Genomic DNA, 14,673 nt, shown 5'->3' with positions numbered 1-14,673 from the left:
CAAAGACTGATGAGGTAGTGACAAGTAGAATATGAACAGTTTAACCCAAAAGGGCGTGTACAAAAAGCGAAGCCAACACGCTTTGAGCGATATATTATCGACATCGACGCTTGTTGGCTATTTGATTAGCATCAGATTGTCTGTGATATCAGCAGATGACTCGTAAATTTACCATCCGTAAGGTGGCTATCGTATAAAGTAGGTTGTTGGCTTATTGGCAACGAAAACTAATAGTGTATTCATAGTCATCATCACGCGACAAGTTAGGTGTGCCTGTACCAAAGATAGAGCCAACGACGGCACCCATTTGTCCAACCATACGACCAGTACGCTCATTCAAGATACCGTTATATTGCACGCTATCTTCTACGATAATCACTTGCTTGCTACGACAGGTTTTTTGCGCACTATCTATGGCATTCTGTTGCGCCTTTACTTTAGTATCGCTGATTCCAGTAGTCTCATAAATGGAATTGGCACGTTGAATCACAGGCGATGATGGTGTGCTTTGACACGCACTCAATGTCAGTATAGCCGCGAAACACGCACCTAGACTGGCGGTTTTATTAAAAGTATTCATAAATGATTCCTGAGGTTACAAAAAAAACATCATGATTATAAGTAAAGCTTTATGAATGTAACCTAACGATATATTAAATGTCTAGACGCTTATGGTGTGTTGTATTGCAGCGATATTGCGAAGAGACACTGCCATAAGTGCGTTTAGTGAAATGAGTGAGGTCTAAAGCCTAAATCCCAAGGCTAAAAATAACTTTCATTCGTTTAGAACAAAACAAGACACGACCATACACAGCAAATCACTTGAAATATAAATCATATCTAGCATAATTGAGCCATTCATTTTTTATTAAAAAGTAATACTATGCAATTGATTCCTGCTCCTGCTGGTGTGCTCGAGGTCGACGCACTATGGCAACAAGACAATCCGAATGACCCAAACACCGATACCGTGGCGCTACTGTGTCATCCTAATCCCCTGTTTGACGGTACGATGAATAACAAAGTAGTCACGACTATGTATCGCTTTGCTCGTGATAATGGCATGCATGTGGTGCGCTTTAATTTTCGCGGGGTAGGTCAATCGACAGGTAAGCACGATTACGCGGAAGGTGAAGTCGTCGATGCAATGACCGTGCTACAATGGATCGCCGAGCAAACCAATGCCCGTAAACTATGGCTTGGTGGTTTTTCTTTTGGTGGATATGTCACAGCCCGTGTGGCTGAGCAAGTGCTTGAAGCCCCGCATATATGGGGAGTGGGTGATTTTGAAGTTTCAAAAATTGCCCTTATTGCACCATCAGTCGAAAAAAACGACAGTAGCGACATTGATCTACCCGCTGACAAAACCTTTGAGATTTATGGCAATGCTGATGAAGTGATTGAACCTGAGAATATGCAAGCGTTTGCAGATCGTCTAGGGCTTGAGGTTAGCGTCATCGATGGTGCTGGACACTTTTTCCATGGACGCTTGTCAGAGCTCAAAAAGTTATTAGAAGCCCATAGCTTTGGGAATGACGGCTAGCTTTGGCTTTATAATTGTTCTTCAAAGGCCGTTATTTCACAGCTTTGTCTTTGAAGAGGCTTTTTGTAGTACATCTCACAGCCAATGTTTTTGAGTGAAGTACCTTGATGTGAAGTGTGTTGACGGGTAGTGTTTCTTGTCAGATGCTTGGCTATCCCACTATTTTGTTATTTAATTTTGATATTTATTGAATCCAACGATGAGTCGTATTATGAGTTTATCTCCATTGCAACGTTACGAGAAAGCCGTCAGTACAGATGAGTTTGCCCGTGATGAGCAGCAGTTTCAGGCCATGAGTTCTCTTGATGAGATATACCATCAGCTCATCAATAGTGCGCCGCAAAAGAAAGGTTTTTTTGGGTTTTTGAAGTCTAAGCCGGTCGCACCAACTGGGCTATATATGTGGGGCGGTGTAGGACGCGGAAAAACGTGGATGATGGACATGTTCTATGATTCATTGACCATTGAGCGCAAAATGCGTCTGCATTTTCATCATTTTATGCAGCGCGTCCATCAAGAGTTGAATAAACTCCAAGGTGAAAGTAATCCACTCGAAAAGGTCGCCGATATTATTTATGAAGAAGCGGTCATCATCTGTTTCGATGAGTTTTTTGTGTCTAACGTCTCCGATGCTATGATTTTAGGTGATTTGTTCACCATGCTGTTTAATCGTGGTATTACCTTGGTCGCCACATCAAACATTGAACCCGCTGGACTATACAAAGATGGCCTGCACCGTGACCGTTTTTTGCCAGCCATTGCAGAAGTTGAAAGCCATACAAAAGTGATGAATATTGACTCTGGTATTGATTACCGTCTGCGAGTGCTTCAGCAAGCGGAGCTATATGAGTCGCCAATGACCAAGGCCAACCATCACTGGTTAGCCAACCGTTTTGCCAGTCTGTCTGATAACCAAAAAATCAGTAATGATCCTATTACTATTAATGGTCGCGAAGTAAAAGTCAATGCGCGTACTGACGATATTCTATTTTGTGATTTCCGCCATCTGTGCATGGCACCGCGCTCAGCATCTGATTTTATTGAGCTTGCCAAACAGTTCAGTACGGTATTGGTCGATTCAGTTCCTGCCTTGGATGATGATCTGCGTGATCCAACGCGCCGCTTTATCTACCTTGTTGACGAGTTTTACGACCGCCGTGTAAAACTATTGGTAAGGGCAGAACAATCGATTTTGGACTTATATCAGGGAGAAAAGCTGGCGTTTGAGATTGAGCGTACTCGCTCGCGCTTGCTTGAGATGCAATCAGAAGACTACCTACGTATGGAGCACCGTGTCGAGGATGCCGCGTAGTTCTCCTTAAAGCTGTATAGCTGATGCTCTATGCTCATTGCTTCTAAAAGTACTGTTAAAGATTTATTCTTTAGAACTGCTGAGTAATAAGAATTAGGCAGTCAGTGATAAATATTACAAACAATCAGTAAAAATAGATAATAATAAATAAGGATAAAAAATGACTACGACAAATGAAGAAACTCTAGACAATAAGCTGTCCGTGAAAAATGTATCAGGAAGCGATATGTCATCTACCAGTGATGAGTTAATAGGTTGGATTAATTCAAGACGCAGTATGGGCAATCTAGATACACCAGCACCGACGCGTGACCAGATTGAGTCTGCTATTGAGTGCGCAGCAACAGCACCAGATCACAAAAAATTGCGCCCATGGCGATTTATTGTGACGCAAGGTGACGCGCGACATGAGCTTGGCAATGCTCTGGTTGAAGCCGTCAAAGCAAAGGCATTACAAGATGGTGAAGAGGTGTCTGAGAAGACCATCAAAAAAACCCACACTATGCCACTTCGTGCACCAGTGATTATAACTGTGGTTACGCAAATGCAAGCGCATAAAAAAGTCCCACCATTTGAGCAAATGCTTAGTGCTGGCGCTGCGGTGCAAAACCTTATATTGGCGCTAAAAGCCCAAGGGTTTAGTACGGTGTGGCGTACTGGACTACTATGTAACGAGCCGGCAGTAAAAGCCTATTTTGGCGTAGGGCCAGATGATTATGTGACCGCTTTTGTTTATACTGGCACAAGCCCCAAAGATGAGTCTGCCCGCAAACCTATCGATATCGAACCGTTAGTACGCTTCGAGTCATGATTTGACCCTATAGGATTTTTTGGTAATAGTATTGCCAAAATAGACAGTCAACCTGTGTATCTAAGATATCAGGGGTAAGATAGATTCTATTGATAATAAGTCAGTCAACACGGATAAAAGAACATGACAAGCCCTAACAATAGCAACAAAGACAATAGCAGCGCTAGTGATGAGACGAGCAACAATACGTCTGACAAACAAAACGGTATGCTGGCAGGTATCTTAGAGCGTGCAAGTAAGTCAGGCATCGGTCGTAAGAAATCAGTACCGAGTCCAGTGGCGTCTGCAGTTGCAAAGGATATGGCAGATATCCATAGCAATCCCACCAAGCTGCGTTTGGCATTTTTGGGTGGTGGTAGCTTTGGTACGGCAATGGCAAATTTGGCTGCGCGTAATGGCTGTGATACCACGCTATGGGTACGTAATAAACGTACTGTCAAAGCGATGGCAAAAACCCAGACCAACAAAAAGTATCTACCGGGCTACAAGCTTGATGACCGTCTAAAATACAGCCATGATTTGGCGGCAAGTGTCAAAGACAAAGACATTATCTTTATTGCCGTGCCGGGCTTAGCTTTTCGTGAGACCCTCAAGAGTATTGCACCTTTTATCAGTGGGCAATCTATTGTCTCATTGACAAAAGGCATGGAGAAAGACACTTTTGCCATGATGAGCGACATCATCAAAGAAGTGCTGCCTGAGGTGAACTTTGGTGTCATGTCAGGACCGAATCTTGCTATAGAAATCATGAAAAACATGCCATCTGCTACAGTCATAGCAAGTGAGTCGGAACCATTACGCCATGCCGTACAAGCTGCGCTGCATAGTGCGTTTTTTAGAGTGTTTGCTAGTGATGATATACGCGGCGTTGAGCTTGGCGGCGCACTCAAAAATATCTACGCCATTGCTATGGGTATGGCAGCTGCCTATGAAGTGGGCGAGAATACCAAGGCAATGATACTGACCCGTGCGCTGGCAGAAATGAGTCGTTTCGGTGTCGAAGAAGGGGCAAATCCGCTCACCTTCTTAGGTCTGTCAGGAGTCGGGGATTTATATGCCACTTGCAGCTCAGAATTGAGCCGCAACTACCGTATTGGTAACATGCTCGGTCGTGGCATGAGTATCGACGCCGCTGTCAAAAAGCTCGGTCAAACTGCTGAAGGGGTCAATACGATTCAGCAGGTTCACGAAAAAGCCACTAAAGCGGGCATTTATATGCCCATTACCCATGCACTCTATGCCGTGATTTATGAAGATAAGGCAGCACTAGGCGTGGCACTACATTTGATGGAAGCAGGATTCCGTAGTGATGTTGAGTTTGTGATGGCTCATGACCATAGCAATGCCGCGCTGACCGCTCATATGAAAAACAGTGCTACAGACAATGCCAATGATGCTGATAGTAAGTAAGGCCTATCATTTAGGCAAAGTACTATTAGGCAAAATACACTGCCGCCACATGCACCAAGGAAGGTTATGAAAATTATATTAGTACGTCATGGTCAAGCAGAAGATGAGACGCGTCCAGATAGTGCGCGCCAGTTGACTGATTTTGGTCAGCACCAAGCAGCGCAAACGGCGGAGTACGTGACCACTCATTATAGCCCAGATCGTTTCATAGTCAGTCCTTATGAACGCGCGCAACAGACACTATCTGCATTTCAGTTGCGAGCGCCAAAAACACCATCATCTATCCAACCCAACATTACGCCTTCTGATAATGCTCGTCAGGCGCTAATAGATATCGCTAATATTGACGCGGAGTGTCTGGTAGTGGTTTGCCATATGTCTATTGTTGCTTATATAGCGGGGCTGCTTACCGGTGAGTCTCCTGAGTCATTCTCTTTGGCAGAATCTAGAGTGTTTGAGATGGAGTTTGTGATGACAGGTATGGCAACAGAAGTGGATCGGTTTGTGCCTGATCAGCCATACTAAAAAATTTGGACATTCAGCAGATGCCTTTGGGGTTCTGCCTCATGAACGTATGGTTACAATTGCATCAATAATTGAGGACATGTTTAGTGTTACACGTTTGGTTACGAGCGCAGCATAGTCCGTTAGCTGTCTGGCATGAAGAGGTACAGCAGTGGCAAGTGGTTGACAGCTGGCAGCAGCTGCAAACTGTCTATAGCCATTATAAATCCAATAGACAAAAGTCACTTTGCCTATATTTTCCCTCAAGCTATGCACTGCAGGTAGATACCGAGCTTAGTGCTACTCAGCTCAAGCAGCTAGGCAACAGCGGTAAGCAGTATCTGTTTGAAGAGACCTCGCTCACACCTGTTGAGCAATTGGCTATTCGCCAGTTAGGTCATGCTGATACTACGCAGCTGTACGCACTGGCGCAAAGCGATATTGAGTCCTGGCAGCAAAGTGCTCAGCTTATTGGCATGAATATCGTTGCCTTACTTCCTGATTTTTTATTGTTGCCGCCACCAGAGGAGGGAGCAGGTCAGCAAGTGACACTGTACCAAGATGGGCAGACGATGCTATTGCGTCAGTCAGTGCGCCAAGGTATGGCTATCAGCTATTTACCGCTGATATTGGAGCGTTTGCCGCACTTAAGTGAAGTGATGATGCTATCGTCTATTGAGGCTTCGAGTCTCGTAGACAACCAGTCGATAGATGATAGTCTAAACGCGGCTATAGAGTCTAACGAGACTGCTGTTACGGGTACACAAGATATTCAGACGATGTCAGCGACAACCAGCGCCATCGCACAAACAACAGCGCTTATCGCTGATGCTCAACTGCTATTGACGACGCTACCGAGTATACCTAAACCCATTGACGGTCCTGAACGTCATGCTCTTAACTTTTTTATTAAATCAACTGACTCGCAGCTATCACCTTATCTGCGAGTGGCAATGATGGTTGCGCTAGCGGCCTTGGTGCTACAGATGGCAACCGATGGCGTACAGTGGTACAAGTACAACGAGGCCACTGCTGCAACTAAGACCGAAATCGCGGCGCAGTATCAATCTTGGTTCGCTGATGAGCCACTCAGTACACGTACCAAACTCCAAGTACAACTGCAACCCAAGCTGATGAGCGATAGCCAAGCACCTGAGTCGCATATAGCCGCACTATCAAAGATATCACCTTTGATCAAACAGTCCTCGCTACGCGCGCAATCATTAGTCATGCAACCATCAACACTCAGTTTTACGCTCATTGCACCTGATCGCGGCAGTCTAGATCAGTTTACGAGCACACTGGTTGCACAGGGATTGAGTGCTAAGCTTGCACAAGTGAATAGTAATGAGCAAGGTCAGTTCAGTGGTCAGATCACTGTGAATGTGGTGGAAGGGAGTGGTGCAACAGACAATGTGGCAGCGTCATAACTCATCTAGGTATCGGTAATAAAGGTTAAAATATGAAACGATTACAGCGCCGTACCAAACGTAGTGCAGCTGCCTCTGCATCCAATACTACAACGCATGCACTCTCAGCTCAGATTGGCAGTTATCAAAACATGCTGGCAACGCGCTGGCAAGCTCTACCACCACGTGACCAGCTGGCATTAGCTGTATTGTCCGTGTTTCTGCTGTTATTTATCGGTGGCTATGGCGGTTATAGTATTCATCAAGCCGCAAAAGCCAGCAAAAGTAACTATCAAGAGCAAGTATCTGATTATTTTTGGTTGCGTGCGCAAGCAAGTAATATTGATAATAATGCATTGAATATTAATAATACTACTAACGGCGTGGCTGACATGCCGCCTGCCAATCGCATCAGTGCGCTACTCAATAATTCAGGTATTACGGACGCTCAAGTCGTTGCTGCTGGCGATTCGGTGCAGTTGAGGTTTGTGCATCCTAGTCAAGCTGTTGTCAGTACTGCACTTGGTAAGCTTGAGCAGCAAGGTTGGCAGTTCATGCAGTTATCTATGCAGCAAAACCTAACGGACAAATCTATTGAAGTGCAAGCCACTATCACTTCATAGTGTGGTGTGCTAAACGTGATATATCAGTTAAGATGAGCGATGGCCAGTGCTTAAGACGGCGTGCTGGGTCCAATATCTTAGATTAGGTGCCATTTAGCTTGAGTATTATTTTAGATTGAATGTCATTGAAAAGCCTTTTACTGGCACCATTAATTATTTATTAGCCACTGCTACCTACAAATACGTATCATAAAAAAGTATCTAGATAGCAAACTCGGTAAGGAAGATCGCCTACGATGAGTGACAGTATGAGCAAAGACAAGCACCGTTCTTTAGTGACTTACAATCACATTACTTATTTCTTATATGTGATCAGCTATTTTACGGCTGGTTTGCTATGGATTGTGCCGATTGTGATGAACTATGCCAAGCGTCATGATGCAAATGGCACATGGCTAGCCACGCACTTTGATTGGCAAATCAAAACCTTCTGGTACAGTATTGTCTGGTTTGTCATTGGTGTTATCATCATCACCTTTGCACTGGGCGGCTTTGGTGTCAGTGTGTTGGCTGATAGTGGCAATATCGCTATTGGTTCCGTATTATTGGCTGGATTTGGCCTATTGATTATGACCTTTACCTTTATCTGGCATCTGTATCGTATCGTTCGTGGTTGGATTGCTCTGACTGATGGTCGCCCAGTACCTTAGTGCTTTAATATGGCGCAAGATGTATGGTTTGAGTGTTTTTTGATGTTGATCCACTGAACAGGCAGTGACTTATTATCGTCATTTACTAAATGCTTAGGAATGCTAAGAGTTACTTTGGGGTGGAAATTTACCGTATGAAACTTTGCCCTTGTTTCTGTTAAGCTGATATAATCGCTGCGCTTGATTTTATTCATATTCTTTATTCACTATTGCTTTTGAGCAGGGTCTGTCGTCATTATGTCTTATGCCTTACTTCGTCCTTTTTTGTTTAATATGGATCCTGAGCACGCCCATGAGATGACTTTGTCTTTATTGGACAAGGCACATAAGGCGCGTGTCTTAGGTCTGGCATATGGTCAGTCGATGCAGCCCACAGACTGTATGGGATTGCAATTCTCTAATCCAGTTGGTCTTGCCGCAGGTCTGGACAAAAATGGTGACTATATTGATGCCTTGGCTGAGCTTGGATTTGGCTTTATAGAAGTAGGTACCGTCACACCAAGACCACAAGTGGGTAATGATAAACCCAGACTGTTTCGAATCAAACAAGCAGACGCTATTATCAACCGTATGGGTTTTAATAATGAAGGCGTCGACTATCTGATTGATAACGTCAAACGCTGCAAGTACAAGGGTAATATCGGTATCAATATTGGCAAAAATGCTGATACGCCAGTAGAGCAAGCAGCAGATGATTATGTCTATTGTCTAGAGCGTGTTTATCCTCATGCGTCATATATCACGGTCAATATCTCATCGCCAAATACTAAGAACTTACGTGATTTGCAAAGTGGGGAAGCGTTGACCCAGCTGATGGATACGATTAAGAACCGTCACAGTCAGTTAGCCACTGAATATGGTTTTTATGTGCCGTTGGTATTAAAGGTTGCCCCTGATCTAGAGCCTCTGCAAGTCGACTATATCTCACAGCAGTTGTTAGATTTTGAAATCGATGGTTTGATCGCGACCAATACGACATTGAGCCGTGTAGGTGTCGAAGACTTGCGTGATGGCGATCAAATGGGCGGTCTTTCAGGTCGACCAGTCAGCCATATTAGCACTCAGATTTTGCAGCAGTTCTCCGATCAGCTGGATGGTAAAGTGGCTTTGATCGGTGTCGGCGGTATCGATAGTGGTGCCAAAGCCGTCAAAAAAATCGAAGCGGGTGCAGACATGGTGCAGCTCTATACAGGACTGATCTATAGAGGTCCTGGACTGGTACAGTCGTGCATTCAAGCAATCGGTGGGTATTATGATGCCATGGAAGGCTAATCACATGAAGCAGATAGTGAGGCGCAAAGTATGAGCGGTCTAGATATTGTGATTGCTATCGTTGTATTGATTGGCTTGTGGCGTGGCTTTCAAGTCGGACTGATCAAAACAGCAGTAGGCTTGGTAGGTTGGTTCATTGCACTTATTGCCGCAACTCGCCTAGCAGGCGTAGTATCGCCTCAACTGTCTGGTATCGTACAAAGCCCTGTGTTACAAATGGCGTTGGCTTTTTTGTTGGTAGTGATTGCAATATTGGCTATCATGCACTTGGTGGCTTTTGTGTTTTCAGGTGTCCTAAAAACCCTACGCTTAGGTGTGGTCGATAAAATGGCTGGCGGGGTACTTGGTGCTGCCAAAAATGTCTTGATGGTGTTGGTTATTTTGAGTGTTAGTGCACCGTTATTGGTGCAGATGCCGCAATGGCAGACCTCGGTACTTGCTCCTGAACTCATGCCTTATGCACCCATGGGCAAAGCCTTGGTTTCAGATGTGCTAGGCATGGCTTGGGATCAAGTCAATCAATCGTAATTTTCTAAAGTTTACATTCTTTTTATACTTCTAAATATTTGTGCGTGTCGCGGATTATCAAAAACAAGTTACCAGAAACTATCGTTAAGTGTCTTACAAAATCATCAGGTTAGCGGCGGACGACAGTGAGTGATTTTAGCAACAGGCTGTCGTTGCATTTGCCGTTATTGTCGTACTAATGTGTGGGTCAAAATAGGATATAGCTATTATGTGTGGAGTCATTGGAGTTGCAGCTCATGAGCCAGTCAATCAGATACTTTATGACGGCTTGACGATGCTACAGCATCGCGGGCAAGATGCAGCAGGTATTGTCACTTTGCAGGATGGACGACTCTATCTACGTAAAGAAAATGGCATGGTACGTGACGTATTTATGAATCGTCATATGATGAAGCTGGTTGGTAAATTTGGTATTGGTCACGTTCGTTACCCAACGGCTGGTACTTCTAGCAGCGCTGAAGCCCAACCTTTCTATGTCAACTCACCTTATGGTATTACGCTTGCACATAATGGCAACTTGACCAATGCTGAGAGTTTGGCCAAATCGCTATATATCGAAGATCGTCGTCATCTAAATACTGACTCAGACTCTGAAGTACTGCTAAATGTACTGGCGCACGAGATGCAAAATCTTGGCAAGACTCATCCAACGGCTGATGATATCTTTGAAGCAGTAAAAGCGGTTTATAAACGCTGTGAGGGTGCTTATGGCGTTGTGGCTTTGATTACTGGTCATGGTCTGCTTGCATTTCGTGATCCAAACGGTATCCGTCCGCTTATCTTTGGTAAACGCATGGCACAGAACGGCGGTACCGAGTATATGGTCGCCTCAGAGTCAGTAGCGCTAACAGGGTCAGGATTCACTATCGTTCGTGATGTAAAACCAGGCGAAGCGATTTTTATCGACTTGAACCATAAATTGCATACGCATCAGTGCGTAGAGCAAAAAGAATACACGCCTTGTATCTTTGAGTATGTGTACTTTGCTCGCCCAGATTCGATTATGGACAATATCTCAGTTTACAAGTCACGCTTACGCATGGGTGAAAAACTGGCAGATAAGATCCTTGCTGAATGGGGCGACGGACATGACATTGATGTGGTTATCCCGATTCCAGATACGTCACGTACGTCAGCCATGGAGCTGGCGCTCAAAATGAACGTCAAATATCGTGAAGGGTTTATGAAAAACCGCTATATCGGTCGTACGTTTATCATGCCAGGTCAGCAGCAGCGCAAAAAATCAGTGCGTCAAAAGCTTAGCGCTGTCCCATTAGAGTTCAAAGGTAAAAACGTACTATTGGTCGATGACTCTATCGTTCGTGGTACGACCTGTCATGAAATCATTCAGATGGCACGAGATGCCGGTGCAAATAAGGTGTTTTTTGCGAGTGCTGCGCCACCGGTAAAATTCCCAAATGTCTACGGTATCGATATGCCAGTGCGTAGTGAGCTGATAGCTTCAGGTAATAGTGTCGAAGAGGTACGTGATATCATCGGTGCTGATCGTTTAATTTTCCAAGATTTGGATGATTTGATCGATGCGGTAAAAGACACCAAGCATAGCCGCGTTGAAGGTTTTGATTGTGCGGTATTCAATGGTTGCTATATCACAGGTCAGATCAATGAAGCGTATCTTGATCACCTGCAAGAACAGCGTAATGACACCGCTAAAACGGGCAAAAAAGGTGTGCAAATAGTGGCCGATACCCCAGTAGATATGATGGGTGTTGAAGAGCTCTAAGTCATATACCGCTGAAGAATGATGTTGTAAAAAGAGCTGGATTCTAAGTAGAATCCAGCTCTTTTGTATGTAAAGCACAATCAGAAATAATGACACTAGTACGAGTGGACATCATACAGTCAGCCAAAAAATCGACTAAGTATCCAAAACAAACCATTGATTGCAGCAATACCAACGACCATACTCACCAAAAGTTGACGGCTAATATGGTAAACAAATAGTACCAAAATAAGCGCACCAACTTGAGCCATCAATAAATGGAGCTCAGAGTTATTGAATGTGATATCTGCTGGTAAATTCTGATAAGACAGACTGGTCAAGATAAGTAAGACCATGACAGACAGCGGCAAGCTCTCATTCAATCGATGTAGCCAAGGCGTGTCTAAAATTTTTCTAGGTATTAGCGCTGGCAATGCACGAGTGATAAAGGTAACAGCAGCCATGGCAAGTGTTGCAAAAATAAGATAACTACTGGTCATGAGGCGCTCCTATTTCTTGACGTTGTATCCAAAACCCACGTATCAAAATCATGATCATACAGATAGTAATGGCTACTAATAGCAACCAATCGCTCGTAAATAGCGAGGCGATAATTAGGCCAATCACTGCAATACCAATTGGAAAGTAACGCTTGATACTTTGAAACTGCTCGTAGGCTAAAATTGCAAACAGACAAACCAACGCAAAATCTAAATGCGGTACTAAATCACTGAGCGTACTACCAATGACCACGCCAATAGCACTCGCGAGCACCCACCAGCTTTGATTGAATAAGCTAATAGGCAGTATCAATGCTCGTCGTGACTCATGGGGTAGACTGGTCATCACCGAAAATGTCTCATCAGTTAGGGCGAACAAACAATACGTTTTGGCGAGTTTGTGTTGAGGTAAATACTGTAATAATGGCATACCGTAAAATACGTGACGTAAATTGATCGCTGCGATATTGGTTGCGATATTACCGATTGGTAAGCCTGCGCTTAGCATGGGTAGACAAGCGTATTGTGCGGCACCAGCATACAACACAATGCTGAGCATGATAGTTGCCCATATGGGAATATCAGCAACTTGTGCCAGCACACCAAAGGCAATACCTGCAGGCAGATACCCCATAGCAACGGGTAAGCTTTTTTTAAACCCCTCAGCCCAGTCGTAGTGACTGCTGTGTTGCTGGCTTAATTCATTTGAATGAGTACTCACATGATATCCTAAATTTGTCTTACTAATTTTTTATAGACTGATAGACTGATAGACTGATACGTTCTAAGGATAAACCACTCATTGCATAAGGTGGCTAACCAAGCAGGCATTTAGTCGAGAACCACTATGCTTCAGGCTGTAGCATCTCATAACTACCTGACTGATGCGCACGGTATAAAAACCCACTTAAAATGATCAATCTCAATAGCAACAAACACCACACGCTGAGCCAAATACCAGTCATATCCCATTGCTGATAAAGTAACCAACTCAATGGAAAGAAAACAACAGCCAGTATCAGGGCCGCATTTCGAATGACATTACCCGCGGTCAAACCAAAAAATATACCATCCAACCAGTAGGCGCCCACGCCGATAAGAGGCAATAGCACGGCATACCAATGGTACTCATAAGCGAGGGTAAATACTGGCTCAATATTGGTCATAAAGTCTAAGTATGTGGGCATTGCAAGCCACCAAATGGCACTCAACATGATAGCGAGAGCATAGCTAACCACACCTGTGCGTTTGACGATCAGACGAAAACGTGGCCAGTCACGTCGACCAGCGGCCTGTCCGCTCAAGGTTTCAGCAGAGACAGCAACGCCGTCAAGCGCAAAGGCTGAGATACTTAATACTTGTAACAAAATAGCATTGGCTGCCAGTATGACGTCGCCACTTTGAGCAGATAGGCGAGTAATCCAAGCAAAGCTTAGCGTCAAAATAAGTGTACGTACAAAAATATCTTTGTTTAAAGAAAATAGCCTAAGCATCTTTTCTTTGGTAAAATGTTGGCTATCAGCCCTAAATAGAGCGCTCCAAGATATCGTTAGGTGATGACGACTTAACCACAATGCCATTACGACGCCTAACCAAAATGCGATAGTCGTACCTAGAGCAACACCAGCCAAACCCATCTGCATTACAAACACAAAAAATAAGGTCAGTACGATATTGATTATGGCGATAAAACCCTGTTGGTAGAGCATATATCGTGTCTTACCTTGTCCTGCAAACCATCCAATAAATGCAAAGTTCATGAGTTCCGCTATCACGCCCCAAAAGCGTACATCTAGATATGTTTTTGCCGCGCGACCGCTCTCCGGGTTGGCTGACAGTGCTTGTAAACCATAATCAATCAGCCATGGTTTTGCGAGTAGCAATATTGTGCCAATGATAAAGGCTAACAACAGCGCACGTTGTAAGATAGACAGCAGAGTGGTGGCAGAGGTTGCTGTAATACGGTCAGTACTATTAGCCAACTGTCCCAATGCCTGTGCGGAAAGTCCCGATGAGGCGTACTGCAAAAAGTTAAAACTGACCAGCAACAAGGACAACAGCTGTATTGCCAGACCCATACCAGCCAGTTTGGCAGTGTCATTCATATTGCCTACGATTGCTGTATCGATAACACTTTGCAGTGGCATAGCCAGATTGGCCAATAGTACAGGCAGGGCAATCGCGATGATACGCTTATAGCTGGTATCAATAGGCGGCATGGTATTAGATGTTGAAGCGTTGGCTGACATTGGTAGCTCGTTTATACTGAGGTGATAAAGAGAGTAATATGTTATTTAATCTGTAGCAAAACAGTAGTGCCATACCTATGAGAAGTGAGACAAAATAGCTATAAAGACAAAAGCACCTAGACTCATCATTTATGAGTCA

General features: G+C 44.2%; 15 protein-coding genes. 11 read left to right on the top strand and 4 right to left on the bottom strand.

The genetic code is table 11. The annotated features are described in order from the left end of the window. Positions 1–211: 211 nt before the first annotated feature. Positions 212–580, bottom strand: coding sequence for a hypothetical protein (locus tag AC5JPO_RS03395; protein ID WP_319050271.1), 369 nt, complete (start codon positions 578–580; stop codon positions 212–214). Between the two features lie 303 nt (positions 581–883). Between AC5JPO_RS03395 and AC5JPO_RS03390 the strand changes: the two genes are divergently transcribed. From AC5JPO_RS03390 to purF, 11 genes are all read left to right on the top strand, one after another. Beyond that, positions 884–1,543, top strand: coding sequence for an alpha/beta hydrolase (locus tag AC5JPO_RS03390; RefSeq protein WP_493853266.1), 660 nt, complete (start codon positions 884–886; stop codon positions 1,541–1,543). 211 nt (positions 1,544–1,754) lie between these two features. Further along, the gene (gene zapE, locus AC5JPO_RS03385) at positions 1,755–2,855 is read left to right on the top strand and encodes a cell division protein ZapE (protein WP_493853265.1); all 1,101 of its coding nucleotides are present in this window, start codon (positions 1,755–1,757) and stop codon (positions 2,853–2,855) included. 226 nt (positions 2,856–3,081) lie between these two features. Next, positions 3,082–3,666 (top strand): nitroreductase family protein, encoded by a 585-nt coding sequence (locus AC5JPO_RS03380; protein WP_443524827.1) that lies wholly within the window; start codon positions 3,082–3,084, stop codon positions 3,664–3,666. A 123-nt stretch (positions 3,667–3,789) separates the two neighbouring features. Further along, positions 3,790–5,076: an NAD(P)H-dependent glycerol-3-phosphate dehydrogenase gene (locus AC5JPO_RS03375; protein WP_493853264.1), complete on the top strand. Its 1,287-nt coding sequence runs from the start codon at positions 3,790–3,792 to the stop codon at positions 5,074–5,076. A 66-nt stretch (positions 5,077–5,142) separates the two neighbouring features. Further along, positions 5,143–5,601: a SixA phosphatase family protein gene (locus AC5JPO_RS03370; RefSeq protein ID WP_493853263.1), complete on the top strand. Its 459-nt coding sequence runs from the start codon at positions 5,143–5,145 to the stop codon at positions 5,599–5,601. Between the two features lie 86 nt (positions 5,602–5,687). Further along, positions 5,688–7,010, top strand: a complete 1,323-nt coding sequence (gene gspL / locus AC5JPO_RS03365; protein WP_493853262.1) for a type II secretion system protein GspL — start codon at positions 5,688–5,690, stop codon at positions 7,008–7,010. A 32-nt stretch (positions 7,011–7,042) separates the two neighbouring features. Next, a complete protein-coding gene (locus AC5JPO_RS03360; protein WP_493853261.1) occupies positions 7,043–7,612 on the top strand; it encodes a type II secretion system protein M in 570 nt (189 codons plus the stop codon). 236 nt (positions 7,613–7,848) lie between these two features. After that, the gene (locus tag AC5JPO_RS03355; protein ID WP_493853260.1) at positions 7,849–8,262 is read left to right on the top strand and encodes a DUF4870 family protein; all 414 of its coding nucleotides are present in this window, start codon (positions 7,849–7,851) and stop codon (positions 8,260–8,262) included. A 237-nt stretch (positions 8,263–8,499) separates the two neighbouring features. Further along, positions 8,500–9,534, top strand: a complete 1,035-nt coding sequence (locus tag AC5JPO_RS03350) for a quinone-dependent dihydroorotate dehydrogenase (protein ID WP_319050279.1) — start codon at positions 8,500–8,502, stop codon at positions 9,532–9,534. A gap of 30 nt (positions 9,535–9,564) precedes the next feature. Next, the gene (locus AC5JPO_RS03345) at positions 9,565–10,062 is read left to right on the top strand and encodes a CvpA family protein (RefSeq protein ID WP_319050280.1); all 498 of its coding nucleotides are present in this window, start codon (positions 9,565–9,567) and stop codon (positions 10,060–10,062) included. A 208-nt stretch (positions 10,063–10,270) separates the two neighbouring features. Next, on the top strand, positions 10,271–11,806 hold the full coding sequence (gene purF / locus AC5JPO_RS03340; RefSeq protein WP_319050281.1) for an amidophosphoribosyltransferase: 1,536 nt from the start codon (positions 10,271–10,273) through the stop codon (positions 11,804–11,806). 119 nt (positions 11,807–11,925) lie between these two features. Here the strand turns inward: purF and AC5JPO_RS03335 are convergent, their stop codons facing one another. The 3 genes from AC5JPO_RS03335 to AC5JPO_RS03325 form a co-directional block, all read right to left on the bottom strand. Then, positions 11,926–12,285 carry an AzlD domain-containing protein gene (locus tag AC5JPO_RS03335; RefSeq protein ID WP_443524188.1) on the bottom strand — a complete coding sequence of 120 codons (360 nt, stop codon included), beginning with the start codon at positions 12,283–12,285 and terminating at the stop codon, positions 11,926–11,928. Next, complete coding sequence (locus AC5JPO_RS03330; RefSeq protein WP_493853259.1) at positions 12,275–13,006, bottom strand: AzlC family ABC transporter permease; 732 nt, start codon at positions 13,004–13,006, stop codon at positions 12,275–12,277. Before AC5JPO_RS03330 ends, AC5JPO_RS03335 begins: the two co-directional genes overlap by 11 nt. A gap of 124 nt (positions 13,007–13,130) precedes the next feature. Further along, positions 13,131–14,534 carry an MATE family efflux transporter gene (locus tag AC5JPO_RS03325; RefSeq protein ID WP_493853258.1) on the bottom strand — a complete coding sequence of 468 codons (1,404 nt, stop codon included), beginning with the start codon at positions 14,532–14,534 and terminating at the stop codon, positions 13,131–13,133. Positions 14,535–14,673: the final 139 nt, after the last annotated feature.

This window comes from Psychrobacter sp. H25 (assembly GCF_059076335.1).
The sequence above is the reverse complement of the archived record's forward strand: the minus strand, read 5'-3'. Positions and strand labels throughout refer to the sequence as shown.

Coding starts and splice junctions, on each gene's coding strand:
- AC5JPO_RS03395 (WP_319050271.1), bottom strand. CDS start 580: ATGAATACTTTTAATAAAACCGCCAGTCTAGGTGCGTGTTTCGCGGCT.
- AC5JPO_RS03390 (WP_493853266.1), top strand. CDS start 884: ATGCAATTGATTCCTGCTCCTGCTGGTGTGCTCGAGGTCGACGCACTA.
- zapE (WP_493853265.1), top strand. CDS start 1,755: ATGAGTTTATCTCCATTGCAACGTTACGAGAAAGCCGTCAGTACAGAT.
- AC5JPO_RS03380 (WP_443524827.1), top strand. CDS start 3,082: ATGTCATCTACCAGTGATGAGTTAATAGGTTGGATTAATTCAAGACGC.
- AC5JPO_RS03375 (WP_493853264.1), top strand. CDS start 3,790: ATGACAAGCCCTAACAATAGCAACAAAGACAATAGCAGCGCTAGTGAT.
- AC5JPO_RS03370 (WP_493853263.1), top strand. CDS start 5,143: ATGAAAATTATATTAGTACGTCATGGTCAAGCAGAAGATGAGACGCGT.
- AC5JPO_RS03360 (WP_493853261.1), top strand. CDS start 7,043: ATGAAACGATTACAGCGCCGTACCAAACGTAGTGCAGCTGCCTCTGCA.
- AC5JPO_RS03355 (WP_493853260.1), top strand. CDS start 7,849: ATGAGTGACAGTATGAGCAAAGACAAGCACCGTTCTTTAGTGACTTAC.
- AC5JPO_RS03350 (WP_319050279.1), top strand. CDS start 8,500: ATGTCTTATGCCTTACTTCGTCCTTTTTTGTTTAATATGGATCCTGAG.
- AC5JPO_RS03345 (WP_319050280.1), top strand. CDS start 9,565: ATGAGCGGTCTAGATATTGTGATTGCTATCGTTGTATTGATTGGCTTG.
- purF (WP_319050281.1), top strand. CDS start 10,271: ATGTGTGGAGTCATTGGAGTTGCAGCTCATGAGCCAGTCAATCAGATA.
- AC5JPO_RS03335 (WP_443524188.1), bottom strand. CDS start 12,285: ATGACCAGTAGTTATCTTATTTTTGCAACACTTGCCATGGCTGCTGTT.
- AC5JPO_RS03325 (WP_493853258.1), bottom strand. CDS start 14,534: ATGTCAGCCAACGCTTCAACATCTAATACCATGCCGCCTATTGATACC.